The sequence below is a fragment of the Sphingomonas sp. SUN039 genome (assembly GCF_024758725.1).
GTDB lineage: Bacteria > Pseudomonadota > Alphaproteobacteria > Sphingomonadales > Sphingomonadaceae > Sphingomonas_O.
Window position 1 is genome coordinate 3,230,225 of the sequence record NZ_CP096972.1, and the last position, 24,809, is coordinate 3,255,033.

Genomic DNA, 24,809 nt, shown 5'->3' on the forward strand with positions numbered 1-24,809 from the left:
GGGTTTTTTTTGCTTCTTTCGCGTTCTGTGTTATCTTTCTTAATCAACCTTCCGCACTGTTTGTAATTGTACCGGGATTTGTGATTTTGGGTATCTTCACCCAATTACTCTCAAAATGCCCGCAGTGCGGCAAGAGCCCGTTGAAGTTTCATAGTGATCGCTTGAGCTGGTTCGAACTTTATTTTATGAAAAAAGCGTACTTGCTTTGGCCCGAACGCATTTGCTCGCGATGCGATGCACGACTGGATGTTATTGATCGTGCCTGACATCAACCCCCTCACCACCCCGTCGCGCCAGCCCGAGGACATCGACGCAGCCTTGCGCCCCAAGTCGCTCGACGAGTTTGTCGGGCAGAAGGCGGCGCGCGATAATTTGCGCGTGTTCATTCAGGCGGCGAAGTCGCGCGGCGATGCGCTCGACCATGTGCTGTTCTTCGGGCCGCCGGGGCTGGGCAAGACGACGCTCGCGCAGATCATCGCGCGCGAACTGGGCGTCGGGTTTCGCGCCACGTCCGGCCCGGTCATCGCCAAGTCGGGCGATCTCGCCGCACTGCTCACCAATCTGGAGGACGGCGACGTCCTGTTCATCGACGAGATCCACCGGCTCGCGCCCGCAGTCGAGGAAATCCTCTATCCCGCAATGGAGGACCGCGCGCTCGACCTGATGATCGGCGAGGGTCCGTCGGCGCGCAGCGTGCGGATCGATTTGCCCAAGTTCACGCTCGTCGGCGCGACGACGCGGCAGGGGTTGCTGACGACGCCGCTGCGCGACCGCTTCGGCATTCCAGTGCGGCTGAACTTCTATTCGGTCGAGGAGCTGGAGCGCGTCGTCACCCGCGCCGCGACCCTGCTCGACCTGCACATCGCGCCCGATGGCGCGGCGGAGGTCGCCAAACGGTCGCGCGGCACCCCGCGCATCGCCGGTCGCCTGCTGCGCCGCGTCCGCGACTTCGCCAATGTCGCGGGTGAGGCGAGCGTGACCGCCAAGGTCGCCGACGCCGCGCTCAACCGGCTGGAGGTCGACGCGATGGGTCTCGACGCGATGGACCGGCGCTATTTGCACATGATCGCCGACATCTATCGCGGCGGGCCGGTCGGGGTGGAAACGCTGGCGGCAGGCCTGAGCGAGCCGCGCGACACGATCGAGGAGGTGATCGAACCCTATCTGATCCAGCTCGGCCTGATCGCCCGCACCGCGCGCGGGCGCTGCCTCAATGCAGGCGGCTGGAAACATCTCGGCCTCAACCCGCCGGCGGGATCGCAGGACGGCCTATTCGACGAGGGAAAATAGCGTCTCGACCGGCTGCCCCAGCGCCCGCGCCAGTTTCAGCGCGAGTGTCGTCGAGGGCACGAATACGCCGTTCTCGACCGTGTTGATCGTCTTGCGGCTGACCCCCACGGCGTCCGCCAGCTCAGCCTGCGTCCAGCCCTTTTCGGTGCGCGCCTCGCGCAGGGTATTGGCAATTTCGCAGGTCATTGGCCGCCGGAACTCCGCATCGCCGCGCGCTCAAGGCCCCAGAACGCCATCAGCGCCGACGCAATGCCGACCGTCATGATGATGTGGGCCGCCTCGCCGCCGCTGACCGGTTTCACCATGCCGAGCCCATAGACCACAATGCCACTCGCCATCATGTTATAGAAGGCGATCGTCGTTGCCCGCGCGCGGTGCGCCCGTGTGCTTTCGTCGTTCATCAGTGCGCGAACGTTAGCCGACCGCGTCCATCCGCCACCGGATGCGAAGAAGGTGAGCAACACGACCGCCAAGACCACCCAAGCCGCCAGTTTGAGAGGCCCCGGCGTCGCATGGCCGCCGATGAAGCTCCCCTGTGTCACAACGAAAACCAGCGAAAGCACAAACAGGGCATTGGCACGGCGCTTCATCAGTTGCTCGGCAAGAGCGTGATCGGACTGCATAGCGCGGCTCCCAGAGTAACCTATAGGTGACATGTAACCTTTGAGTTACATGCCCGCAAGCAGTTTCTTTTGGAGCGGCGAACAGGGATTCCCTCGCTGACTCGCACCCGCTACAGCCGCGCTATGGTTAACCCCACCCCCGCATCCGGTGTCTTCGACGGCCCCGTCCACCGTTTCCCGGTGCGGGTGTATTTCGAGGATACCGACCTGTCGGGCGTCGTCTATCACGCCAATTACCTGCGCTTCATGGAACGCGCGCGGTCGGACATGCTGGGGTGCGTCGGCATCGACCAGCGCGCGGCGTTCGACAGCGGCGAGGGCGTTTATGCCGTTGCCGACCTGAGCATTAAATACCGTCGCCCTGCCCGTCTCGACGATGCGCTGACCGTCGTCAGCCGGGTGCAGGCTGTGGGGGCGGCGACCGCGACCATTCATCAGGCCGTCATGCGCGGCGATGAACTACTGACCGAAGCAACCGTTACCGCTGCGTTCCTGACCCGCGAGGGGCGGCCGCGGCGGCAACCGAAACCCTGGGTCGAAGCTTTTACCCGAATTGCGAGTGCGTAGATGAACGAGATGCTGTCCCTGTCGACCGACCCCGCGACGATGTCGCCGGTGGCGCTGTTCCTTCAGGCCGATTTGGTCGTGAAGGGCGTCATGGTGCTGCTGCTGCTTGCCAGCATCTGGACCTGGGCGATCATCATTGCCTCGAGCGTGCGGATCGGACGCGCGGCCAAGGGCTCCGACAGTTTCGAGCGGGCGTTCTGGAAGGCCGAGGACGTCGAGGGCTTTGCGCGCGAGCACCGCGAGAACGAAGTGCCGAGCGCCAAGGTGTTCGCGGCGGGCCTTGCGGAATGGCGGCAATCGACCAAGGGGCGTGGCGGCAAGATCGACCGTGATGGCACCCGCGCCCGCCTGTCGACGGCGCTCGGTGCCGGTGTCGCGGCGGAAATCGACAAGCTGGCAGAGCGGCTCAACTGGCTGGCGACGATCGGTTCGGTCGCGCCGTTCGTCGGGTTGTTCGGGACGGTGTGGGGCATCATGCGGAGCTTCACCGGCATCGCGGCGGCGCAGAACACCTCGCTGGCGGTGGTGGCGCCGGGGATTGCCGAGGCTCTGTTTGCGACCGCGCTCGGCCTGTTCGCCGCCATTCCGGCGGTCGTCGCCTACAACCGCTTTTCGCACCGCCTGAACCGCATCGAGGCGCGGCTGGGGCGCTTTGCCGACGGGTTCCACGCCACGCTTAGCCGGGAGTTGGACGGGCTGTGAGCGTGCTCTTCTTCGAGCGCCAGCGAGAAGCCCTGCCGAGCGATAGCGAGGTCCGCGCCGCTGTGGTTCTCGCTGGCGCTCGAACGAGCACCTCGCTGGCGCTCGGCGAGGAGCGTTGCTCATGACCCCCCCCTCGCGCCACACGTCCCGCCGCCGTGCGCCGATGGCGGAGATCAACGTCACGCCGATGGTCGACGTCATGCTGGTGCTGCTGATCATCTTCATGGTGACCGCACCGCTGCTGGTCGCCGGGGTGCCGGTGAACCTGCCCGATGCGCGGTCGAAGGCGCTCGATCAGGATGCCAAGCCCGTGCAGCTGTCGCTCGATGCCGACGGACGAATTTTCCTCAACGACCTCGAAGTCGCGCCCGCCGCGCTTCCCGACGAACTGACCCGCGTTGCGGCGCGCGGCACGGGCGATCAAGGGCCGCAGGTATTCCTGCGCGCCGACCGCAGCCTCGATTATGGGCGGGTGATGCGCGTGATGGGCGAACTGAGCCGCGCGGGCCTGACGCGGGTGGCGCTGGTGACGGTCGAAGGTTCGGGGACGGATGCAGCGCGCTGAAGCGACCGGCCTCGGCGTCGCCGCCGTCGGGCATATCCTGTTGTTCGGGATATTGTCGCTCGGGCTGACGCTCGCGCCGAAGCCGGTGCCGTCGCTGACCCAGCCGGTCGATATCCAGATTGTCGATGAAGTGGGCCTGCGCGACACTGCGCCGAACCCGTCGCCGGTCGAGCCTGCGCCGAGCGTCGCACCCGAGGTGGGACCGCCGGTCGAGGCACCTTTGCCGGAACCGACCCCCGCACCCTTGCCCAAAGTCGCGCCTGCGCCGACGCCGCCCAAGCCGACGCCGAAGCCCGCGCCGAAAGTCGCGACGCCTTCGCCCAAACCAGCCGCAAAGCCCGCTCCCGCCGCGCCGCCGCGTCCGAAACTCGCACTCGACCTGTCGCGACCGCTGCCGCAAGCGCCGCCGCGCGGGTCGCGGCTGGGCAATGATTTCCTGAAAGGCGTCAGCGACCGCCCGACCGCCAGCACCGCGCAAACCCCGCGCGCCGCCGCCGGTCCTGCCGTCGAAGCGTCGCTGGCGCGCGAAGTGCTGCGCCAGCTGAAACCGCACTGGAAGGCGCCGACCGGGGCCGACGCCGAAAAGCTCCGCACCACGCTCAGCATCTCGCTCGCGCGCGATGGCACCGTAGCGGCCGTGCGGGTGATCGAGACAACGGGCGTCACTGACAGCAATCGCGCGCAGGTGCGCTTGCACCAGGAAGCGGCGGTCAAGGCGGTGCGGTTGGCGGCTCCATTCGTCCTGCCCGCAGAACTTTACGACGCATGGAAGGTTCTGGAGCCGGTAGGCTTCGACAAAAGGTTGGGATGATGAGGATGCGCCACAAGCAATGTGCTCCTGCGAAAGCAGGAGCCCTGTCGATTTGTACTTTAGCTCGCGTCGCCAAGGCTCCTGCTTTCGCAGGAGCACTGCTGGCACTGACCGCCCCCGCGACCGCGCAGATCAAGGTCGACGTCACCGACGAAACGTCGAACGACCTCGTCATCGCGGTCCCTGTCATGCCGACGCCGCAGGTCGCGACCACGGCGGCGGGCAGCACCGATGCGCTCGGGCGACAGGTCGCCGAAGTCGTCGCCGCCGATCTGCGCGGATCGGGCCTGTTCAAGCCGGTCGGCCCATCGGGCGTCCCCGGCATCGGGTTCGCCGAAGTCACCGCACCCGATTTCGCGCGCTGGACCAATGGGGGTGCTGCGGCGCTGGTGCAGGGCTTCGTCCGTGCCAATCCCGGCGGGGAGATCACCGTCGGCTGTTACCTTTACGACGTCGCGCTGAAGAGCGAGCTCACCCGCGCGGGCTATGTCGTGCAGCCGTCCGATTGGCGCCGCGCCGCGCACAAATGCGCCGATGCCATTTATTCGCGGCTGTCGGGCGAGACGCCGTTCTTCGACAGCCGCGTCGCCTATATCGCCGAGACGGGCCCCAAGGAAAACCGGGTCAAGCGGCTCGCGATCATGGATTCGGACGGGGCCAATCACCGTTTCCTGACCAACGGCCAGAACATCGTCCTGACCCCGCGCTTCTCGCCCGATTACAAGTCGATTGTCTATCTCAGCTACGCCAACAAGCGGCCGCGCATCTATATCTACGAGCTCGGCACCGGTCGGCAGCGGCTGGTCACCGAGGGAGGTGCGGCGGCGTTTGCACCGCGCTGGTCGCCCGACGGACGGACGATCCTCTATTCGATGAGCCAGGCCGGCAATACCGACATTTATGCGGTGTCGGCAGCGGGCGGCGGCACCCCGCGCCGGTTGACGAGCACGCCCGGCATCAATGTCGGCGGCAGTTTTTCGCCCGACGGGTCGAAAATCGTCTTCGAAAGCGACCGCAGCGGCTCGCAGCAGCTCTATGTGATGAATGCCGACGGATCGAACCAGCAGCGGATCAGCTTCGGTGGCGGTCGTTACGCCACCCCCGAATGGTCGCCGCGCGGCGACCTGATCGCTTTCACCCGCATGCAGGGCAATTTCCGCATCGGGGTGATGACGCCCGGCGGACAGGGCGAGCGCGTCCTGACCAATTCGTGGCAGGACGAAGCGCCGACCTGGTCGCCCAACGGCCGCGTCATCCAGTTCTTCCGCACCAGCCAAGGGCGCGGTGGCAAGTCGTCGCTGTGGCAGGTCGACCTGACCGGCGTGAACGAACGCCGCCTGCCGACGCCGGTCGATGGATCGGATCCGACCTGGGGACCGTTATTGCCCTGAGTTCGTTTCGGGGGAAGAATGGTAGTCGAGAGTAAGGAGATTCGATCATGACGAAACGCCCCGCCACGCTGCTGCTCGCGGCCTCGCTGATCGCCATTGCGGGCTGTGCGAAAAAGCCGCCCGCCGTGTTGCCGCCCGCGCCGGTCGATTCGACTGGCCCTGTGGTGCCGACCGGCCCGACCAGCACCGCGCCCGTCCCCGGCAGCCAGGAGGATTTCGTCGCCAGCGTCGCCGCCGACCGCATCTTTTTCGCGCTCGACGAGGCCAGCGTCGATGCCCAGGATCGCGCCACGCTCCAGTCGCAGGCGGCGTGGCTTGCCCGCTATCCGCAGAAGCGCGTGACGATCGAGGGGCATTGCGACGAACGCGGCACCCGCGAATATAATCTCGCGCTCGGCGAACGCCGCGCCAATGCCACCAAGAATGCGCTGTCGGCACTCGGCGTCGATGCGGCACGGATCACGACGATCAGCTACGGCAAGGAACGCCCCGACGCGACGGGATCCGACGAGGATGCCTATGCGAAGAACCGGCGAGCGGTGACGGTCACGATCCAGTAGCGGTCAGCTTCTGCAGATTCACCATCGCCGCCATCGCGGTGCTGCGGAACCGGGTCAGGAGTTCGACCTTTTCGGTGTCTTCGGGCTTCACTGCCGCGATGACCTTGCCGAATCCGTCGAGGCGGCTGTCGCGGATCCAGCGGCTGAGCGCCTTGTCCTGGCTCCACGCAAACTGGTTCATCATGTTGACGATGTTGCACATCGGATAATGGCCCAGCGTCTCGGGGAAGGGGACGGTGCGGCACAGCGCGTTCTTTGCCGCATCGTCGGGATAATGCGCCTCGACATAGGCGACCAGCGCGGCGCTGAATGCAGGTTGCGGCACCCGCACCAATTGCGGCGTGATGCGGTTGCCGTCGAAGATCGGCAGCGCTGGACGGACTTCGACGGCGGACGCGGTGCAGTCGATAAACAGCGTGTCGGGCGTGACCGGCACGGTGCCTTCCTCTAACACCATCGTGTCGCTGCCGATCGACTGCACCCGCCCCAGCCGCACGACGTCGGTGATGCGCCGCAACTCGGCCACCTCTCCCTCGGAAATGGTGGCATAATGGAACATCGTTGGCTGCCGGTCGGGATAGATGCGGAGCGTGACCCCCGCTGCTTCCAGCCGCTCGAAAATCTCTTCGACCGAACCGCTCTGTGCAAACGCCTCCATCTGCGCGACCTGTCCGCCGATAGTGGTGTCGAAGAATTCGATACCCGGCTGGGTCCGGAGCCGGTTGAGCAGCCAGGAATCGCGCGGCATCACCCACTGGATCGCGTCCGGCGCGGCACCGCTGCCGAGCAGCCATACGCCGACATCCATCGCGGTTTTGCCCGCCCCCAGGATGACATAGCGCTTCGGTTTCGCGCCCTTCGCCTGCCACAGATGCGGCAGGGCATTGGGCGTGACCAGCCGGACGCCCTCGCCGACATGGAACTTGGGCGTATGCGTCGACGGGACGGTGGTGCCGTAATAGGTCGCATCGACGATCTTCTTCGCCGCGACATTTGTTTCCGCACCCGACAGCAACGACACGACCCGGCCCTCTCCTACATGGTCGCTCATCGGCAGATAGGCGACCCGCCCGCTCGGGAGCAGGCGCTGGCGCATGACCGTGTCGAAATAGCCGCTGACTTCGGGGCCCGAGGCAAGCTCGTTCAGCCCCGCATTGACGCCGATGGTGTCGATATGCCCGCTGCCGAGCTGGAGCGAATTGACCCCGTAAAACGCCGACGGCTGGTGCAGCGCCACAAACGCATAGGCATCGTTCCAATGCCCGCCCGGCTTGCCATGCCGGTCGACGATGGCGATGCGCGTATTGGGGGCTTCGGTCAGCAGCGTGTCCGCGAACGCCAGCCCGACGGCACCCGCGCCCACCACCAGATAGTCGGTCTCGATCTCGGCCATCCGGCGCTCTCCCCTGTTTTACCGCAGCAAAGCATATCGCTGACAACCGGTCCATGGCACCGACCGATTTCGCTTGCCCGCCCGTCAAAGCCGATATAAAGATGATATCACTTTAACGGGAGGGTTTCGATGACAGATTCGCAACATTCGTCGGCGCTGAATGCCAGCCGGGAGTTCCGGGCCTCGACGAACAGCGGCTATGTGATGCTGTGCGTGGCGGTCGCGCTGTTCTGCGCGTCCTTTGCGCTGATTGCGCGACTGGCTGGCGACATGGGCGGCCCGGCCGAGGTCATCGGTTCGGGGCTGTGCATCGTCGCGTTCGTGCTCGTCATTTCGGGCTTTTACATGCTTCAGCCCAATCAGGCGGCGGCGGTGACGCTGTTCGGCACCTATAAGGGCACCGACCGCACCACCGGCTTGCGCTGGGTACTGCCGTGGTACACCAAGAAAAAGGTGTCGGCACGCGCCAACAACCTGATTTCGGACAAGATCAAGGTCAACGATCTGCGCGGCAACCCGATCGAGATGGCAGCGCAAGTCGTCTGGCGCGTCACCGACACCGCGCAGGCGCTGTTCGACGTGGACGATTACAAGGCATTCGTGATGGTCCAGATCGAGGCGGCGATCCGTACCATCGGCGCGCGCTATCCCTATGACGATTTCACGCATCAGGAAGTGACGTTACGCGGCAGCCACGAGCAAGTCGGTGTCGAACTCCGTGCCGAGTTGATCGAGCGGCTGAGCGTCGCGGGGATCACCGTCGACGAGTGCGGCTTCACACACCTTGCCTATGCCCAGGAAATTGCCGGCGCAATGCTGCGGCGTCAACAGGCCGAGGCTGTGGTCGCGGCGCGCAAGACACTCGTTGAGGGTGCCGTGGGCATGGTCGAAATGGCGTTGCAGATGCTGTCCGAAAAGAAAGTCGTCGAACTCGACGACGAGCGCCGTGCGGCGATGGTCAGCAATTTGATGGTCGTGCTGTGCGGCGAGCGCGACACCCAGCCCATCGTGAATACCGGCTCGCTCTACCAATAGTGATGGCGGAGACCCGGAAACCCTTTGCCTTGCGTCTCGACCCGCTGCTCCACGGTGCGGTCGAGCGGGCGGCGGCGGGCGACCTGCGCAGCGTCAATGCCCAGATCGAATGCCTGTTGCGCGAGGCTTTGGCGCGGCGGGGGGTGAAGGTCGGGCAGAGCGAAGGGCCGAAACGGGGTCGGCCGCCGACAAAAGGAGGCTAAGATGTTGCACAACTTGTTGAACGGCAAACCTTGGTTCGCCGCGAAAAGCTTCGGATATGGCGCAGGTCTTCCGATCGCTTGGCAGGGCTGGCTGCTGCTGACGGCGCATTGTGCGTTGCTCATCGGTGCTGCGATCGTCACGCAGGGTCGGTTGGACGGCAAAGACTGGCTCGTCATGATCGTCGTGGGCGTCGTCCCACTGCCAATCTACGCAGCAAGAACCGAAGGCGGTTGGCGCTGGCGTTGGGGAAACGACGATTAACGCAAAGCCTCGTCCAGCAACCGCGCCAGCCGCATTCCGCCGCGCTCGACCTGCAACCGTACTACCGGCACCAATGCCTCGATCTTCGCATTGTCGAGCGTGGCCCGCGCGGGTTTCGGGCCGCAGGGGTCGCCGAGCGCCGCGCCATAAGCGGCATCGCGTGCGACCGCCCAGCTTTCGCGGCTCCAGTCCTCGACACTGCCGTCGGCCATTCCCGGGCGAACTTCGGTCGTCAATCCCTGCGCCCCGTCCGGCGGCGACGAGATTGCGCGTTCGGCCAGATAGCCGTCCCAGATGCTGTGGATATTGAGCCGCGACCCCGCGAACGCGCCGTACGACATTTTCAGGTCGTTGCCGCCCCGGTCGCTGCGGTCGCCCGCGTGGAGCGGCATATGCAGGTCGCCGACAAAGTGCACGAGGAAGGCGAGCGCCATCACCCGTTCGCGCATCGGCAGGCTCTTGTCGGCGAGCAGTTTGGCGTTGCGCGTCACCTGCGCCGACACGCAATTGCCGTCGGCACAGGCGGATTTCAGGTCGAACGGCTTGCATACATCGACGTTCTGGTAATGCCAGCTGTACGCATAGCTGAACCGGTCCTTCAGCGTCTTGATACAGTCGGGCCAATAGGCCAGCCCCTCCGCCGTATCGATTTTGCACGTCGGCGTCGCGAGCAGCGCGCCCTGCCGCATCATGGCCTGCACCTTGGCACGCGTCGCGGGCTTCACCTCGGCCAGCGCGATCTTTGCCACCGTCTCATGCCCGTATTCCCACCAGGCGAACGCGGGCGAGGGCAGCGCTATCACGAGCAATCCCATTAACAGGCGATACATGCAGGCGGCCCTATTGATTGCGACGTTACCGGGGTCATATCCCTGTGACGCGGGCTCCGGCAACGGGGCGAGGAGATAAAGACTTGAAGACGGTGAAGTTTCTGGTGCTGGGCGGACTGATCGCGGCGACTTCGGTTGCGGCGCAGGCGGCGGACCGTCGCCTGACGGTCGTCAACGCGACCGCGCACACGATGACGCGCCTCTATGCCTCGCCGACGACGGGAACACCGGTCGACGAGGACATGCTCGGTGACACGATCCTGAAACCGGGCCAGTCGGCGCAGCTGGTGGTTGGCGGCGGCGACGCGTGCGACTTCAACCTGAAGGCGAGCTTCGACGACGACAAGACCCGCGCGCGCAAGGTCAACGTGTGCGAAGTGCGGACCTACCGGTTCACGGGCGAATAACGAAGTGCCGGGCGTGCGAACGCCCGGCACACCCCTCATTTGAACTTCAGTTCCTGCAACAGGGTCGTTCCCAGTACCTTGCGGAACTTGCCACGATCGCCCGACGCCGCTGCGAGCTGCTGATCGCTCTGCGCGACGAATTTGCGATAGGCCTCCCTGCGCCGCGCGCCCTCCGGTCCGTCGGGAATGGCCGCCATCGTTACCATCAGATAGATGTCCGCCTCACCCGAACGGCTGTAGACATTCGACCAGATCTTGAAGTCCTTGATCCAGCCTTGCGCCTTGGCGAACTCCTGATTCTTGCGCCACTGTCCCGCCAGCCAGTTGGCATAATCATAGTCGCCGCCCGATTCGATCTTGATATCGGTGATTTGGGCATAATCGCCCGCGACCAGCGGGTAGTTCTGCGCCATCGCCGGGGCGGCAACGGACAGCATCATCGGTGCGACGGCAATCGCCGCAAACAGTTTGAACGATTTCATCTTTTACGCTCCTTGTTGTCGGGCGGCGCGCCGGACCGGCGAACCCTCCCGCAGTCAAGGTGCCACGCGCTTGCGACGAGGGAGCGTGACCGGCGTCACGCCGAACCGCTCATTCGCCAAATATTCCAATCACGCGAGCCGAGATCGAGGAAACCCGCGCGCGGTACATTCCTGGCGTGTTGAACGACCAACTCGCGTCGCCCTGTGGCGATACCACGATGACGCCGCCACTGCCGCCCATATCCTTCACGTCGGCCATTACTGCGCGCGCCGCCGAGGCAATGTCCACCCCGCCGAGCCGCACCCGCGCACAGATTTCGTGCCCCACATTCTCGCGAATGAAGAACTCGCCCGAGCCGGTTGCCGACACTGCACCCGCGCGGTCGTCGGCATAGGTGCCTGCGCCGATGACGGGGGTGTCGCCGATCCGGCCCCAGCGCTTGCCGGTGACGCCGCCGGTCGAGGTTGCCGCGGCGACATGGCCGTGGCGGTCGCGTGCCACCGCGCCGACCGTCCCGTATTTCATGTCGACGTCATAGGCATCGGCATTGTCGGCCTTGAGCTCGATCAGGTTGGCGCGGCGTTCGGGGGTGATGAACCAGTCGTTGTCGACCTGCTCCACGCCCGAGCTTTGCGAAAACGCATCGGCTCCGATCCCGGCGAGGAAGACATGGCGGCCGTTGTCCATCACCGCCCGGGCGAGGCTGACCGGATTGCGCGTCGTCGTGACCCGCGCGACCGCCCCCGCGTCGCGGGTCCGCCCGTCCATGATCGCGGCGTCGAGCTCGGCGACGCCGTCGTAACTCAGCGCCGCGCCCCGCCCCGCGTTGAAATTCGGGTCGTCCTCGAGCACCCGCACCGCCGCCTCGACCGCATCGAGCGCCGCGCCGCCTCGCTCCAGAATGGCCGCCCCCGCGTCGAGCGCCCGGTGCAGCGCCGCACGGATCGCGTCCTCCTGCCCTGGCTTCATCTTGTCGGGCGTGATCTTTCCGGCACCGCCGTGAATGACGAGAGTCCATTGGGGTTCGGTCATGCGGAGGGCGGTATCAGGACGGGTGCGCGAAACAAAGAACCCAAATCGCTTTCGCGCGAACGGCTTGGGATGTAAGCGCCGCCCCGTGACCCGCACCGCGCCCCGCTTCCGTACCCTCGGCCTGTGGCTAGTGGCTTGCGCGCTTGCGGTGCGGCTGGTCGTTGCGCCGGGGTTCATGCCGGTCGCCGATGCGAATGGCTTTACCATTGCGATGTGTTCGGGGCAGGGTGCCGCCAGCATCCACATCCCCGGCAAATCGACTCCCGCCATGCCGGGCAGCGGGGGCTGCGCCTTTGCGTCGCTTGCCGTCGCCACTGCACCCGATGTTCCGGCTGTGCTTGCCGCGCCGGTCATCCTCGCGCCCGTCGCGCAAGTCCCGAGCCCGCTGGTCCGCGCACCGCACATCGGTGTCCCGGCCCCGCCGCCGCCCGCCATCGGACCGCCAAGCCTGATCTGATCCGTCGCCGCGTTCGCCTGCGGCTGTCCGTGTTTCAGATTTCAGGGAGGCCGCCGTGGCTGTCCGCGATCCCGCAACCAATGCATTCTACCGCACCGTCTGGCGCTGGCATTTCTATGCCGGGCTGTTCGTCATGCCGTTCATCCTCGTCCTCTCGCTGACCGGCGCGGTGTTCCTGTTCAAGCCGCAGCTCGACCGCTGGCAGGAACGCAGCTTCCAGAATCTACCGGGTGCCGGTGCCGCGACGCCCTCCGCACAGCGAAACGCGGCGCTGGCGGCATTCCCGGGCAGCCGCTTCGACAGCTACCGCCTGCCCGCCGAAACCGGTGACGCGCCGGTCGTCCATATTGGCCTCGCCTCGGGCACGATGCGCGATGTCTATGTCTCGCCGCAGGGCAAGGTGCTGGGCAGTATCGATCCTGAAACGCGGATCAGCGCGCTTGCCAGCCGCATTCACGGAACGTTGCTGGCGGGCAAAACCGGCAGCTGGATTGTCGAGACGGCGGGCAGCTGGGCCATCGTCATGGTGCTGACCGGCCTTTACCTGTGGTGGCCGAGGGGTCGGGGCGCGGCAGGCGTCGTCTGGCCCCGATGGCAGCGCGGCGCTCTGTGGCGCGATCTGCACGCAGTGACCGGCTTCTGGGTGTCGGGCCTTGCGCTGGTCCTGCTGGTCACCGCGCTCCCCTGGGCGGGCGTTTGGGGCGAGGGATTCAAGCTCGCCCGCGCCGAACTCGGCTGGGTCAAGGGCAAGCAGGACTGGAAAACCGGGGGAGAACACGCCGAACACGATCACGCCGCGATGCTGCGGGTAATGGCCGCCCCGAACGCGCCGGGTCTCGACGCTATCGTGGCAAAGGCTGCAACCGAAAATCTGCCCGCGCCGGTGCTCGTCAAACCGCCTGCCGAAACAATGGTCTGGACCGTCAAATCGGACACACAGAACCGGCCGCAACGCGTCACCATCACCTATGATGCCGCCACAGGTAACGAACTGAGCCGCTCTGGACAGGCCGACAAGCACATCATCGACCGCGCGGTGGCGTACGGCATCGCGTGGCACGAGGGCGCGCTGTTCGGCTGGGCCAACCAGCTCATCGGTCTGCTCACCGCACTGATGCTGGTCGGGCTGGCAGCGTCGAGCTTCGTCCTGTGGCGGCGGCGCAAGCCCGACGGCGTGCTCGGCGCACCGCCGCTGCCGAAAACGCCGGCACGGATCGGCGGGGTGGTCGCGATCGTCCTCATCCTCGCCGCGATGCTGCCGATGCTGGCCCTGTCGCTGGTCGTGATCCTGCTCGTCGAGCTGCTCGTCCTGCGCCGGATTCCGGTCCTCGCCCGCTGGCTCGGCCTGCGCGCGACGACGTCGTGACGTCACCAAGTTTCACAATTGCCCGGGTTCGATTCACAGCGCATTCAGCGCCAAATTGTGACATTGTGCCGATTGCAAACGATTGGGGAGAGAGACGATGAGCTTCGCACGGACATCCTTCGGCCTGACGACGGTCGCCGCCCTTGCACTGGTTTCGGTGCCCGCGCACGCCATCGATCCGACGATTGCGCAGGCCGCCGAACAGGTGCTGGCGAACCGCAGCGCGGCCAATGTCGACGACGGCCAGCGCAGCACCGGGGGCGGGTTGCTCGGCAATATCTTCGGCTGCTCGGAGGGCGGCAATAAACAGATCATCGGCGCGGTGGCGGGCGGTGCGGTCGGCGGGCTGATCGGCTCGAAGATCAAGGGCACGGTCGGCACCATCCTCGGCGGCGCGCTCGGCGCGGCGGCCGGATCGGCGCTCGGCTGCAAGCTGCAAAAGAACGACCGGATGCGCGCTGAACGCGCGACCCAGGCGGCGATCGCGTCGGGCAAGAGCCAGGAATGGCAGAACACCGAAACCGGTGCTTCGGGCAAGGTCGAGGTCGCCAATTCAGCTGGCTCGTCGCTCGGCGACCTGAAGTTCGCCGACGGCGTCGAACCGGCCAGCGGCTTCACGAAGGTCGGCGGCAGCTACACTTCGGCAAGTGCGGCCAACGTCCGCAGCGCGCCCAACACGACGGGCACAGTGCTGGCCAAACTCACTCCCGGCCAGCGTGTCTGGGTGCCCGCCTCGGTCACGGGCAGCCCGTGGATGCTGGTCAGCGACGGCGGCGTCGCCCAGGGCTATGTCTCCGCCCCGCTGCTGCAAAAATCGGTCGCGGTCGCGTCGAGCTGCAAGATCGTCAAACAGAACGTCAGCGTGCCGGGCGAGGCCGCCCAGTCCGAAACCTATCAGGCGTGCAAGGACAAGACCGGCGCCTGGGTGATGACACGGGTCTGAGCATAACGCGCGCATGAATCAGTGACGTGACGGATGGGTGGCGCTTCGCTATAGCGCCGCCCATGTCCTCTATACGCCCCTGGCGCGACATCACGCGCCGCACTTCGCGCCAGATCATGGTCGGCAATGTCCCTGTCGGTGGCGATGCGCCGGTGACGGTGCAGACGATGACCAATACCCCGACCAGCGATCCCGGCGCGACGATCTCGCAGATCCGGCGCTGCGAGGAGGCGGGGGTCGATCTGATCCGTGTTTCGTGCCCCGATGTGGAGAGCACCGCCGCGCTGGGGCAGATCGTGCGTGCCAGCAACGTCCCGATCATCGCCGACATCCATTTCCATTATAAGCGCGCGCTCGAAGCTGCCGATGCGGGCGCGGCTTGTCTGCGGATCAATCCCGGCAATATCGGCTCGTCCGAGCGCGTGGCCGAAGTCGTGCGCGCGGCCAAGGCGAACGGTTGCGCGATCCGCATCGGGGTGAACGGCGGCAGTCTGGAAAAAGACCTGCTCGAAAAATACGGCGAGCCCTGTCCCGAGGCGCTGGTCGAAAGCGCGCTCGACCATATCAAGCTGTTGCAGGACCACGACTTCCACGAATTCAAGGTCGCGGTGAAGGCGTCGGACTTCTTCCTCGCGGTCGCCGCCTATCAGCAATTGGCCGAAGCAGTCGATTGCCCGCTGCATCTCGGCATTACCGAGGCGGGCGGCTTTGTCGGCGGGACGGTCAAGTCGGCGATCGGCATCGGCAGCCTGCTCTGGTACGGTATCGGCGACACCATCCGTGTGTCGCTCAGCGCCGAACCCGAAGACGAGGTCCGCGTCGGGTTCGAAATTCTGAAAGCCCTCGGTATCCGTAATCGCGGCGTGCGCGTCGTGTCGTGCCCGTCCTGCGCGCGGCAGGGCTTTGACGTCATCCGCACCGTGCAGACACTCGAAGAACGCCTCCAGCACATCCGCACCCCGATGTCGCTTTCGATCCTCGGCTGCGTCGTCAACGGTCCGGGCGAGGCACGCGAAACCGACATTGGCCTGACCGGCGGCGGCAATGGCAAGCACATGGTCTATCTCTCGGGCGTCACCGACCACACGGTGCAGGACGCCGATATGGTCGAACACATCGTCAAGCTGGTCGAAGCGAAAGCAGCGGAGATCGAGGCGGGGATCAGCCTCGCGGCTTGACGTAACGCGGCCGAATGGACATATGGATGTACATAAGGAAGCTGTGATGTCCTCCTATTCCATTGCAGAAGCGCGAAGCGGGCTACCCAGACTGATCGACAAGGCACTAGCCGGCGAGCGCGTGGTGATCACACGGCGAGGGCAGGCCGTCGCCGAGATCAATCCGACGCGCGACGAGAGCCAGAAAGATCCCCGCGCCGGCCTCGAATGGCTCGCCGAACGGCGCAAGACGCGACCGAGACTGCCGCGACCCTCACTCGAAATTCTTCAGGAGATGAAGGACGAAAGGCCCTGGTAGCGATCTATCTCGATGCCAGCGTTGTTGTCCCCCTGTTCGCCGACGAGGCACGCACGGAACTCGTTCAGGCCTTTCTAACGGCAAACGACGAAGCCTTGCGGATCAGCGACTTTACGGCGCTTGAAGTCGCATCGGCTTTCTCGCGGCTGGTGCGCGAGCGGGTCTATACCGACGACGACGCGCACAACGCATTGACCGAATTCGACCGCTGGCGCGATGGTGCAGCCCAAATGCTCCCGGTCGAAACGGCCGATATTGCGATGGCCGACGGGTTCGTCCGGCGCTTCGACACCAAATTACGTCCCGGCGATGCCCTTCATCTCGCCGTGGCGACGCGCCGCGACTGTCGGGTCGTTACCGCCGATCGAGCTATGGCGGCGGCGGCCGCGCTGTTGCAGGTCGATCATCTGTTGCTCGGAGAGCAACGATGAAAACGGCACGCTCAACCGCCGTCCCCTTCGCTGTCGCTTGCCTCGGCATTGCGCTTTTCTCGGCGATGGATGCTGCAATGAAGGGGCTGGCGATTGCACTCGGGGCGTACAGCGCAATGTTGTGGCGGCAGGGGATCGGTGGGCTGATCAGCGCGGGCCCGTATTTCCTGACGCGCAAAGGCTGGCCGAGCCGGGCGGGCATCCGCATCCATATCCTGCGCGGGTTCGTCGCCTCGATCATGGCGGTGTCGTTCTTTTACGGGATTGCGCGGGTGCCGCTGGCCGAGGGGATTGCGCTGTCGTTTATCGCGCCGTTGATCGCGCTCTATCTCGCGGTCGTGCTGCTTGGCGAGACGGTCGGGCGGCACAGCATCATTGCCTCGCTCCTCGGCGTTTGCGGCGTCGCGGTGCTGCTCGCCGCGCGCATCGTCAATGACGACGGTGGCCCGCGCCATCTCGACGGGGTTGCGGCGATCTTCCTCTCGGCTGTCTTCTATGCGTGGAACATCATCCTGATGCGGCAACAGGCCTTGCTCGCCCCGCCGGCCGAAGTGGCGTTTTTCCAGAATGTGACGGCGGGCGGGTTCCTTCTGGCAGCACTACCCGTCGTCCTCCTGTTCGCGCCGTCGATCTTTACCGTACCCGACGCATCGCACTGGCCGATGCTCGTCCTGTCGGCGGCACTCGCCTTTTGCTCGCTGTTCCTGCTCAGCTGGGCCTATTCGCGCGCCGAGGCGCAGGTGCTGGTGCCGGTCGAATATACCGCGTTCGTTTGGGCCGCGATCATGGGCGCGATCTTCTACAATGAGGCGGTGACCTGGACGACGGTCGCGGGCGCCGCGCTGATCGTCACCGGCTGCATCATCGCGGCGCGTGGCGGACGGCCCGACACCGCGCATCTGGAAGCGGCGGCATGAGCGCCCAAATGGTCGAACGCACGTCGCTGACGCCCGCGCATCTGCTGCTCGCCATCGCGGTGATGGCGGTGTGGGGCAGCAATTTCGTCGTCATCAAAGTGGCACTCGCCCATCTGCCGCCGCTGACGCTCGCCGCGCTGCGCTTCACCGCCGTCGTCGTGCCGATGGTGTTCATCCTCAAGCGTCCGGCGGCAAGCTGGGCGAACCTCGCTGCCTATGGGTTGCTGATCGGTGCGGGCCAGTTCGGCGCGCTGTTCATTGCGCTCCGGGCCGACGCGCCGCCGGGACTCGCTTCGCTCATCATGCAGACACAGGTGTTCTTCACCATCGGCCTGTCGATGGCGCTGACCGGAGAACGGCTGAAGGCGGTGCAGGTCGTCGCCCTGCTGCTCGCGGTCGGCGGGCTGGGCGTCATCGTCTCGCATACCGATGGCAGCATCACGCCGCTCGGCCTCGGTCTCCTGCTGATCGCCGCGTTCAGCTGGTCGTCGGGCAATATGGTGTCGCGCGCGGCGGGGAAGGTCGACATGCTGGCTTATGTCGTCTGGTCGAGCCTGTTCGCGGTCCCGCCGCTGTTCGCGCTGGCGTTCGTGTTCGAAGGGCCGACGGCAATGGCGAACGGCATCCGCAGCGCCGACCTCGCCACCTGGGCGGCGGTCGTGTGGCAGGCAGTCGGCAATGCGATGTTCGGTTACGGCGTCTGGGGCTGGATGCTCGCGCGCTATCCGGCGGCAACGGTCGCACCGCTCGCGCTCCTGGTCCCCGTCTTCGGCATGACTGCGTCGGCGGCGCTTCTCGGCGAGCCGATGCAGGACTGGAAATTGCTCGCCGCGCTGCTCGTGATGTCGGGCCTCGCGCTCGGCATCCTGTGGCCGCGCCTCGCCGAGCGGTTCGTAAGAGGGGAACCGGTATGACCGTTTCGATCCGCACAGCAACAGTCGACGACCTCGATCTCGTCATCGGCTTCATCCGCGCGCTCGCCGAATACGAGCGGCTGGCCGACGAGGTGCGGCTCGACCGGACGCTGATCGGCTGCCACTTGTTCGGCGACAAGCCCATGGCCGAAGTGTTGATCGGCGAAATCGACGGGCAGCCGCGCGGCTTTGCGCTGTTCTTCCACAATTTCTCGACCTTCGAGGGGCGGCCCGGCATCTATCTCGAAGACCTGTTCGTCGACCCCGAAGCGCGCGGCAGCGGTCTCGGCAAGGCACTGCTGGCCCGGCTCGCGCAACTGGCGCTGGAACGTGGCTGTGCGCGGCTCGAATGGTCGGTACTAGATTGGAACGAACCTGCCATCGCTTTCTACAAATCGCTGGACGCAAAGGCGATGGACGAATGGACGGTCAACCGTGTCGAGGGCGACGCATTGATGGCGCTGGCAAAGCGATCTTAACCGGTGCCGGTTAAGGCGCGCGCATGATCGACCGTATCGTCCGCAAAGCCCGCGAAGCCGCGCACACGCGCCAGTGTCGCGCGGTGTTCGCTACCCCGCCCGCAACGGTGCACGACGATGGGGTGGTCGTCTTTTCGATGATCGGGACGCGCGTGCTCGGCCCCTATCTGGTCGCGGCCAAATCCTTTCTTGCCGCGCTCGGTCGGGGGCGGGTAGTGTTGCTCGACGACGGCTCGCTGACGACCGACGACAAGGCGCTGATGGCGGCGCATCTCGGCAACCCTGAAATCCGTTCGATCCGCGATGTCGATACCGGCGATGCCCCGCGCGGCGGGTGCTGGGAACGGCTGATGACGCTGATCGACCTGTCGGCGCGCGATTATGTCATCCAGCTCGATTCTGACACGGTGACGCTCGGCGCAGTCGGTGAAGTCCGCGCCGCCATCGATGCGGGCCGCAGCTTTACGATTGTCGGCGGCACCGATGGTGAGGCGCAGGGGCTGAAGACGCTGACCGACTTCCGCCGCGACGTGTACCCCGACGGCCCCGACGCCCTGCCCGCTGCGTCGCACGTCCAGACGCAGATCGAAGCACGGATGGACCGGCTGCCCGATCCCGACACCCGCCGCTACGTCCGCGCCTGTGCTGCCTTCGCCGGATTTGCCCCCGGCAGCGTGACCCGTGCCGACGCGCAGGCCTTTTCACGCGCGGCGGAGGCGGCAGTCGGCAGCGAGGTCTGGCGGCAATGGGGCAGCGAACAGGTCGCGTCGAACTATCTCGTCGCCAACACGCCCGATCCAGTGCTGCTGCCCTATGCGCGCTATTACCATTTCTGGGACGACGGCGACCGTGCCGACCCGGGCCTCGTCCATTTTCCCGGCACGCACCGCTACACCGGCAGTGCCTATGCCCGCGCGACGGCTGCGGCGCTGGCAGTCCTCAAACGCTAGCTTCGTCGTCGCACCACGGTCGCCGGTGCCCTTCCCAGGGGCGCGCCAGCCCTTCGTCGACCAGCATCGCGCCGACCGACCGTCCGTCGCGCCGCACGATCCGCAGCTTGCTCCCGTAGCGGTCGGTGTCGCGGTCGGCGATTGCGAGTTCTACCGGCCCCGCGTTCAGCAACGCCTGTAGCCGGTCGGTCGCGGCACTGCCCAATCGCGCCTCTTCCATGCAGCGCGACGGGTGCGTTTCGGGCGCGTCGATATCGGCGATGCGGATCTTCTCGCCGTCCATCCAGAAGGTATCGCCGTCGACGACACAATCGATGCCGCCGCCGGTGTGGCACGACCCGAACTGTCGCGAGACCGCGGTTAGGGGCACGCCGGTTTCCAAGGCCGGGGCCGTGCGCGGCAGCTCGACCAGCGTGCCGATCCCCGCCCCTGCCGCCAGCGCCCCGCCGAGCAACAGCATGAAACCGCTATCGCGCCCGCGCCGCCTGCCGATCCCGAACTGTGCCATCGCCGCCGCCTCCTTTCTGCTGGAGAGCGGGTGTAGCGGCGCGGGGTCACCGGAGGGTTAAGCGACCGGCTCCGTTTCGGCGGCTATCTCGGGGATATTGCTCCGTTTCGGTCTGCGGGCACTTCGGATCGCAAGGCGCCGGTCAGCGCAACCACCGCCAGCGTCAGCCACAGCACCAGCATGACCGGCGCCGTCGGCCGGTGCGTGAAGAGCGCCACGACAACGATTGCCGCGCCCGCCACGACCAGTGCTCCGGCATAGCGACGCCAGTCGCGCATCCCGAACACCGCGAGCCCGACCGCGCCGGTTGCGGCTGCCAGAAACAATTCCTTGGCAAAGGTCGCACGGTTGGCGGCGGCGACCATCGCCGTCGTGCCGCCATTGGCGTCGATCATTGCCAGCAGGCGAAACCCTTCGATCTGGTCGGCGAATACGCCGACCGACAGCAGGGCGACCATCGCCAGCCCGACAAGATGTTGCGGTCGCGCTGCCCACAGCGATGCCAGAAGGAACGCGGCATAGACCGGGATGAACGCCAGCGCGTCGATCCACATGCCGCTTCGCAGGCGACCTGCACCACAGGCATCGATCAGCGTCGTGGCGGCGTGTGGCGTAGCGACCTGCTGGAACTCGGCCCAGGGGTGCGCGGCAACGGCGCGGCACGCATCGCTCGCGGGCACCAGTCCGAAGCTGAGGCCCGTCAGGATCGTCGCGACCGCCGCCAGCGCGGCCCAGCGCCAGCGGGTCATGCGCGCGTCATCACGGGTGCAGCTTCGCCCGCTCGATGCACTCGACGATGATGCGCTTGGCGTCGTCGGCGGTACCCCAGCCGTTGAGCTTGGCCCATTTGCCGGGCTCGAGGTCTTTGTAGTGCGCGAAGAAATGTTCGATCTGCTGCGTCACGATCGGCGGCAGATCGTCGTGCGTGCCGATTTCGCTATAATAGGGGAAAGTGGTGTCGACCGGCACGGTGATCAGCTTTTCGTCGCCGCCCTTGTCGTCCTCCATGAGAAGCACGCCGACCGGCCGCACCCGGATGACCGCGCCGGGGATGATCGGCGACCGCGCAATGACCAGCGCGTCCAATGGATCGCCGTCCTCGCCCAGCGTATGGGGTACGAACCCGTAGTTGGCCGGATAGCGCATCGACGTGTGCAGGATACGGTCGACGAACAGTGCGCCGCTCGCCTTGTCGAGCTCGTACTTCACCGGCTCGCCGCCGATGGGCACTTCGATGACGACGTTGATGCTGTCGGGTGGATTGTCCCCGGCGGGGATAAGGTCGATGCGCATGAGAGGACGATAGCCCAGGTCGATTGCCGATGGAAAGCCCGCGGCTGGGTTGTGCGCCGCCCCCGAAAAGAAGCTCTGCGGCGCAATCTTCGCGCGGACGAAATAATTGTGATGGACCCGTGCAGTCGCCTGTGGTGAGCACTGGCCGTGTCGTCTGCCGCCCGCCTGCCTGTCTCCGCCGCCGGTCTCAACGATCGCGAATTGGCGGTTCTTCGGCTGCTGGCGTCGGGCCACACCGCAAAGTCGATTGCGGCCCAGCTTGGCTGTTCGGAAGCGGCGATAAACGAACGCTTGCGTGAAGCGCGGCGCAAGACCGGCACGGGCAGCAGCCGCGAACTTGCCCGGCGACTGGCTGCCCAGAAAATTTGGGACGAAAATATCGATCTGGGGACGCCCGAAGTCGCGGTGCAGGGCTGGTCGCGGCCCGAAACGATCGGGTCGGACTGGTCGAAAGGAACTTTGGTGATGCTGATCTCGCTAACGATGGCAGCCCTTGGATATGCCGCGACGACGGTGTCGTCGGTGGAACAGGCTGCAACGGCGCCGTCTGCCGTCGCGACAGCCGGACCGATGCCTCTGGAAGGTACATGGTCGCTGGACGTAGCGCGTATCCCCGAAGATGAGCGACCGAGGCGGGTGACGATCACGTTTCGCGCGTCGGCGGACCGGACCTGGACAACGCTGGTAGATATCGTCGCCGGAGACGGTTCGATCGCGCACGCCGAATCGCGCGCAACCGTGGGCGGCGCACCCGTGCCGGTCGTCAGCAGTCTGAAGATAGCTGATACCGTCGCGCTGCGTCAGCCCGCGGCGGGCACGCTGGTCATGACGCTCGGCCGCGCCGGCACCCCGGTATCGACGCGCGTCTACACGGTCGCGCCGGACCGCAAGAGCATGACCGAGACGATCATCTGGGCCGGAAGCGAAATTCCGAAGCTGGAGACGACCTACTTCAACCGGGTCGACTGATTGCGGGTGCGCGCGGTCGGCTTACGGCCGCGCCGCCAGCAACCGGTCCAACGGTCCATCGGGTGCGCCTGCCGCCTTCTCGAACTTCGGGTAGCGCAGGCCGCCGTTCCACTGGACATTGACGTCGCGGACCAGTGTGTCGGTCTTGAGCGTCAGCCGGATCGGCGCGGTGCCGCCCTTGGCCGCGGTCACTGCCGCCTTCAGCACATCCTCGCTGTACGGTACGCCGTTTACCGCGACGATCTCCGGCCCCACCGTCAGCCCCGCCTTGAACGCCGGGCCATTCCACTGGACGGCGGTGATCTTTGCCTTGGCGACGTTGATGCCCAACGAATAGGTCAGGTCGAGGAACTTGTTCGCCTTCATCCCCTGCTTGATGAAATTGCTCGGCGTGTCGGTGTAGACCAGCTTGTAGCCGCTCCGCTCGAACCCGCCCAAAGGCGCGCGGTCCTTCTGCGTCAGCCGGTCGGTCAGGAATTCGCGCCACGTATAGGGATAGACCCCGTTCAGCGTGCTCACGACATCGTCGAAAGTGTAGGTCACCTCGCCCCAGTCGCCGTCGTTGATGCCGAAAAACGCCTTGGCGAAATCGTCCATCCCCTTGGCGCCGTTCATCCCCTGCCGGATGATTGCATCGGCCTCGGTCCAGATCAGCAGCCCTTCGTTGTAATAATCCTCGCTGCGTTGATAGCTCAGCCAGCCCTTGGGCCGCCGCGCACTGATGACGGGGTCGTTGGTGGTGTCGTCGAGCGACCGCCATTCGCGCGCTGGCCGGTTGTCGAGCGCCGCCGCAATCCCGGCCAGCGCATCGAGCTTGTCCTGTTTCGAGGTCAGGCCCGATCGCGCTTCGAGGACATGCCCCCAGAATTGGGTTTGTCCCTCGTACACCCACAGCAGCGACCCGCGCATCGGCGTCTTGAAATCAGGCGTCCACATGTCCGCCCCGCGCCGGAACTTGCCGTTCCAGCTGTGCGTGAATTCGTGCGGCAGCAGATTATGGTCGGGCAGGCTGTTCGCGAAATCGGTGAAATAGCCCGGATCGTTCTGGTTCTCGCTCGACCGGTGATGTTCGAGGCCGATCCCGCCCATGCGGTCGGTGATCGCGTGGAGGAAATCATAATGGTCGAAGTGCCGCGCGCCGAACAATTTGACTGTCTGCGTCACCAACTCGCGATGCTTGCCCAGCACCTCGTCGCTGACGACCAGCTCCTTCGCGCTGTCGGCAACGGTGTTGAGCGTGACCCCCTGACCCAGATCGTCCTTGCGGAAATATTTGCCGGCAAAGACCGGCGAATCGACGAGAACTTCATAGTTCACCGTGCCATAGGTGACCGTATTGCCTGTCGTGGCGGTGGGCCGCAGCGCCGTCGCCGCCTGCCAGCCCGCCGGATAGGTCACCGTCGCCGTCACCGGAATCCGGCGCGTGAAATAGCCCGCCGGATAGAGCGACACCGCTTCCCATTGCAGGTTCAGCATTTCGCGCGTCACCTGGATTCGGCCCTGGTCGGCGACGGTGGCCGACAGGAAGCTGAAACTCACGTCGAGCGCCCGCGTCCCCGACGGGACATCGACATGAAAGGCATAGACATCGACGGGATCGCGTTTCCACAACAGCACCTGCCCGCCTGCCTTGACGACCAGCCCCGCGACTTTTTCGACCTGCCCGCGCGGGGCGTGGTTGCCGGGCAGCCATGCCGGGAACAACAGGGTCATCGGCCCCGCCTTGGCGACCGGGATGGTCTGCTGGACCTTGAAGATATTCTGGTCGGTGTCGGTCGCATCGACCTTCAGCGTCATCGTGCCGGGATAGGGGATGTCGCGCGCCGCCGGGATCGTATCGACGATCGGCAACGGCTGCGGCGCGCTGTTCGCGGCGAGCGCGGGGGCAGCAGCGGAGAGGAGAAGCAGGGCGGCGAGGGGACGCAGGTACATGGGCGGCGCTTTCGGCAAAG

At 65.7% G+C, this 24,809-nt stretch carries 32 protein-coding genes; 22 read left to right on the forward strand and 10 right to left on the reverse strand.

Annotated elements, in window-relative coordinates; genetic code table 11:
* Nucleotides 1-234 precede the first annotated feature (234 nt).
* The gene (ruvB, locus tag M0209_RS15985) at nt 235-1,290 is read left to right on the forward strand and encodes a Holliday junction branch migration DNA helicase RuvB (protein ID WP_258889270.1); all 1,056 of its coding nucleotides are present in this window, start codon (nt 235-237) and stop codon (nt 1,288-1,290) included.
* On the opposite strand, the gene M0209_RS15990 is transcribed toward ruvB, so the two are convergent.
* Nucleotides 1,270-1,476 carry a helix-turn-helix transcriptional regulator gene (locus M0209_RS15990; protein ID WP_258889271.1) on the reverse strand — a complete coding sequence of 69 codons (207 nt, stop codon included), beginning with the start codon at nt 1,474-1,476 and terminating at the stop codon, nt 1,270-1,272. The two genes, ruvB and M0209_RS15990, sit on opposite strands and share 21 nt — an antisense overlap.
* Nucleotides 1,473-1,913 carry a hypothetical protein gene (locus tag M0209_RS15995; protein ID WP_258889272.1) on the reverse strand — a complete coding sequence of 147 codons (441 nt, stop codon included), beginning with the start codon at nt 1,911-1,913 and terminating at the stop codon, nt 1,473-1,475. The genes M0209_RS15990 and M0209_RS15995 overlap by 4 nt, the downstream gene beginning before the upstream one ends.
* 123 nt (nt 1,914-2,036) lie before the next feature.
* Between M0209_RS15995 and ybgC the strand changes: the two genes are divergently transcribed.
* The 6 genes from ybgC (at nt 2,037) to pal (ending at nt 6,509) form a co-directional block, all read left to right on the forward strand.
* A complete protein-coding gene (ybgC, locus tag M0209_RS16000; RefSeq protein ID WP_258889273.1) occupies nt 2,037-2,480 on the forward strand; it encodes a tol-pal system-associated acyl-CoA thioesterase in 444 nt (147 codons plus the stop codon).
* On the forward strand, nt 2,481-3,182 hold the full coding sequence (gene tolQ / locus M0209_RS16005) for a protein TolQ (protein WP_258889275.1): 702 nt from the start codon (nt 2,481-2,483) through the stop codon (nt 3,180-3,182).
* A 121-nt stretch (nt 3,183-3,303) separates the two neighbouring features.
* Nucleotides 3,304-3,747, forward strand: coding sequence for a protein TolR (gene tolR / locus M0209_RS16010; protein WP_258889277.1), 444 nt, complete (start codon nt 3,304-3,306; stop codon nt 3,745-3,747).
* On the forward strand, nt 3,734-4,558 hold the full coding sequence (locus M0209_RS16015) for a TonB C-terminal domain-containing protein (protein WP_258889278.1): 825 nt from the start codon (nt 3,734-3,736) through the stop codon (nt 4,556-4,558). Before tolR ends, M0209_RS16015 begins: the two co-directional genes overlap by 14 nt.
* A gap of 5 nt (nt 4,559-4,563) precedes the next feature.
* A complete protein-coding gene (gene tolB, locus M0209_RS16020; protein WP_408988242.1) occupies nt 4,564-5,949 on the forward strand; it encodes a Tol-Pal system beta propeller repeat protein TolB in 1,386 nt (461 codons plus the stop codon).
* A 47-nt stretch (nt 5,950-5,996) separates the two neighbouring features.
* Nucleotides 5,997-6,509: a peptidoglycan-associated lipoprotein Pal gene (gene pal, locus M0209_RS16025; protein WP_258889279.1), complete on the forward strand. Its 513-nt coding sequence runs from the start codon at nt 5,997-5,999 to the stop codon at nt 6,507-6,509.
* On the opposite strand, the gene M0209_RS16030 is transcribed toward pal, so the two are convergent.
* Nucleotides 6,496-7,902 carry an NAD(P)-binding protein gene (locus M0209_RS16030; RefSeq protein WP_258889280.1) on the reverse strand — a complete coding sequence of 469 codons (1,407 nt, stop codon included), beginning with the start codon at nt 7,900-7,902 and terminating at the stop codon, nt 6,496-6,498. The two genes, pal and M0209_RS16030, sit on opposite strands and share 14 nt — an antisense overlap.
* Before the next feature lie 129 nt (nt 7,903-8,031).
* Between M0209_RS16030 and M0209_RS16035 the strand changes: the two genes are divergently transcribed.
* Genes M0209_RS16035 through M0209_RS16045 form a run of 3 tightly spaced genes read left to right on the forward strand, consistent with a single transcriptional unit; the run spans nt 8,032 to nt 9,402 of the window.
* Nucleotides 8,032-8,937, forward strand: a complete 906-nt coding sequence (locus tag M0209_RS16035) for an SPFH domain-containing protein (RefSeq protein ID WP_258889281.1) — start codon at nt 8,032-8,034, stop codon at nt 8,935-8,937.
* A gap of 2 nt (nt 8,938-8,939) precedes the next feature.
* Nucleotides 8,940-9,140, forward strand: coding sequence for a toxin-antitoxin system HicB family antitoxin (locus tag M0209_RS16040; protein ID WP_408988214.1), 201 nt, complete (start codon nt 8,940-8,942; stop codon nt 9,138-9,140).
* A gap of 1 nt (nt 9,141) precedes the next feature.
* The gene (locus tag M0209_RS16045) at nt 9,142-9,402 is read left to right on the forward strand and encodes a hypothetical protein (protein WP_258889283.1); all 261 of its coding nucleotides are present in this window, start codon (nt 9,142-9,144) and stop codon (nt 9,400-9,402) included.
* Here the strand turns inward: M0209_RS16045 and M0209_RS16050 are convergent.
* On the reverse strand, nt 9,399-10,232 hold the full coding sequence (locus M0209_RS16050; protein WP_258889285.1) for a S1/P1 nuclease: 834 nt from the start codon (nt 10,230-10,232) through the stop codon (nt 9,399-9,401). The two genes, M0209_RS16045 and M0209_RS16050, sit on opposite strands and share 4 nt — an antisense overlap.
* A gap of 83 nt (nt 10,233-10,315) precedes the next feature.
* On the opposite strand from M0209_RS16050, the gene M0209_RS16055 reads away from it, so the two are divergent.
* The gene (locus M0209_RS16055; RefSeq protein WP_258889286.1) at nt 10,316-10,639 is read left to right on the forward strand and encodes a hypothetical protein; all 324 of its coding nucleotides are present in this window, start codon (nt 10,316-10,318) and stop codon (nt 10,637-10,639) included.
* 35 nt (nt 10,640-10,674) lie between these two features.
* Here M0209_RS16055 and M0209_RS16060 read toward each other — a convergent pair whose 3' ends face one another.
* Together M0209_RS16060 and M0209_RS16065 are read right to left on the reverse strand one after the other, a co-directional pair.
* On the reverse strand, nt 10,675-11,121 hold the full coding sequence (locus M0209_RS16060) for a hypothetical protein (protein ID WP_258889287.1): 447 nt from the start codon (nt 11,119-11,121) through the stop codon (nt 10,675-10,677).
* A gap of 109 nt (nt 11,122-11,230) precedes the next feature.
* Nucleotides 11,231-12,154 carry an isoaspartyl peptidase/L-asparaginase family protein gene (locus M0209_RS16065; protein WP_258889288.1) on the reverse strand — a complete coding sequence of 308 codons (924 nt, stop codon included), beginning with the start codon at nt 12,152-12,154 and terminating at the stop codon, nt 11,231-11,233.
* A gap of 85 nt (nt 12,155-12,239) precedes the next feature.
* Here M0209_RS16065 and M0209_RS16070 point away from each other — a divergent pair, with 85 nt between their 5' ends.
* From M0209_RS16070 to M0209_RS16115, 10 genes are all read left to right on the forward strand, one after another.
* Entirely contained in the window at nt 12,240-12,611 is a 372-nt protein-coding gene (locus M0209_RS16070; RefSeq protein WP_258889289.1) for a hypothetical protein, read from the forward strand.
* Nucleotides 12,612-12,666: 55 nt separating this feature from the next.
* The gene (locus tag M0209_RS16075; RefSeq protein WP_258889290.1) at nt 12,667-13,977 is read left to right on the forward strand and encodes a PepSY domain-containing protein; all 1,311 of its coding nucleotides are present in this window, start codon (nt 12,667-12,669) and stop codon (nt 13,975-13,977) included.
* 97 nt (nt 13,978-14,074) lie between these two features.
* On the forward strand, nt 14,075-14,920 hold the full coding sequence (locus tag M0209_RS16080) for an SH3 domain-containing protein (protein ID WP_258889291.1): 846 nt from the start codon (nt 14,075-14,077) through the stop codon (nt 14,918-14,920).
* A 62-nt stretch (nt 14,921-14,982) separates the two neighbouring features.
* The gene (gene ispG / locus M0209_RS16085; RefSeq protein ID WP_258889292.1) at nt 14,983-16,098 is read left to right on the forward strand and encodes a flavodoxin-dependent (E)-4-hydroxy-3-methylbut-2-enyl-diphosphate synthase; all 1,116 of its coding nucleotides are present in this window, start codon (nt 14,983-14,985) and stop codon (nt 16,096-16,098) included.
* Between the two features lie 46 nt (nt 16,099-16,144).
* Nucleotides 16,145-16,396: a type II toxin-antitoxin system Phd/YefM family antitoxin gene (locus M0209_RS16090; RefSeq protein ID WP_258889293.1), complete on the forward strand. Its 252-nt coding sequence runs from the start codon at nt 16,145-16,147 to the stop codon at nt 16,394-16,396.
* Entirely contained in the window at nt 16,306-16,827 is a 522-nt protein-coding gene (locus M0209_RS16095) for a type II toxin-antitoxin system VapC family toxin (protein WP_258889294.1), read from the forward strand. The genes M0209_RS16090 and M0209_RS16095 overlap by 91 nt, the downstream gene beginning before the upstream one ends.
* Nucleotides 16,824-17,744 carry a DMT family transporter gene (locus M0209_RS16100; protein WP_258889295.1) on the forward strand — a complete coding sequence of 307 codons (921 nt, stop codon included), beginning with the start codon at nt 16,824-16,826 and terminating at the stop codon, nt 17,742-17,744. The genes M0209_RS16095 and M0209_RS16100 overlap by 4 nt, the downstream gene beginning before the upstream one ends.
* On the forward strand, nt 17,741-18,658 hold the full coding sequence (locus tag M0209_RS16105; protein ID WP_258889296.1) for an EamA family transporter: 918 nt from the start codon (nt 17,741-17,743) through the stop codon (nt 18,656-18,658). Before M0209_RS16100 ends, M0209_RS16105 begins: the two co-directional genes overlap by 4 nt.
* Nucleotides 18,655-19,137, forward strand: a complete 483-nt coding sequence (locus tag M0209_RS16110; RefSeq protein ID WP_258889297.1) for a GNAT family N-acetyltransferase — start codon at nt 18,655-18,657, stop codon at nt 19,135-19,137. The genes M0209_RS16105 and M0209_RS16110 overlap by 4 nt, the downstream gene beginning before the upstream one ends.
* 23 nt (nt 19,138-19,160) lie before the next feature.
* On the forward strand, nt 19,161-20,087 hold the full coding sequence (locus M0209_RS16115; protein ID WP_258889298.1) for a hypothetical protein: 927 nt from the start codon (nt 19,161-19,163) through the stop codon (nt 20,085-20,087).
* Here M0209_RS16115 and M0209_RS16120 read toward each other — a convergent pair.
* The 3 genes from M0209_RS16120 to ppa all read right to left on the reverse strand — a co-directional run bounded on the left by M0209_RS16120 (nt 20,077) and on the right by ppa (nt 21,888).
* Entirely contained in the window at nt 20,077-20,595 is a 519-nt protein-coding gene (locus M0209_RS16120) for a thermonuclease family protein (protein ID WP_258889299.1), read from the reverse strand. The two genes, M0209_RS16115 and M0209_RS16120, sit on opposite strands and share 11 nt — an antisense overlap.
* Nucleotides 20,596-20,678: 83 nt before the next feature.
* Nucleotides 20,679-21,344, reverse strand: coding sequence for a hypothetical protein (locus M0209_RS16125; RefSeq protein WP_258889300.1), 666 nt, complete (start codon nt 21,342-21,344; stop codon nt 20,679-20,681).
* Between the two features lie 10 nt (nt 21,345-21,354).
* A complete protein-coding gene (gene ppa / locus M0209_RS16130) occupies nt 21,355-21,888 on the reverse strand; it encodes an inorganic diphosphatase (RefSeq protein WP_258889301.1) in 534 nt (177 codons plus the stop codon).
* A 147-nt stretch (nt 21,889-22,035) separates the two neighbouring features.
* Here ppa and M0209_RS16135 point away from each other — a divergent pair, with 147 nt between their 5' ends.
* Nucleotides 22,036-22,857: a helix-turn-helix transcriptional regulator gene (locus M0209_RS16135; protein ID WP_258889302.1), complete on the forward strand. Its 822-nt coding sequence runs from the start codon at nt 22,036-22,038 to the stop codon at nt 22,855-22,857.
* 21 nt (nt 22,858-22,878) lie between these two features.
* Here the strand turns inward: M0209_RS16135 and M0209_RS16140 are convergent, their stop codons facing one another.
* Nucleotides 22,879-24,789, reverse strand: coding sequence for a M61 family metallopeptidase (locus M0209_RS16140; RefSeq protein ID WP_258889303.1), 1,911 nt, complete (start codon nt 24,787-24,789; stop codon nt 22,879-22,881).
* Nucleotides 24,790-24,809 lie beyond the last annotated feature (20 nt).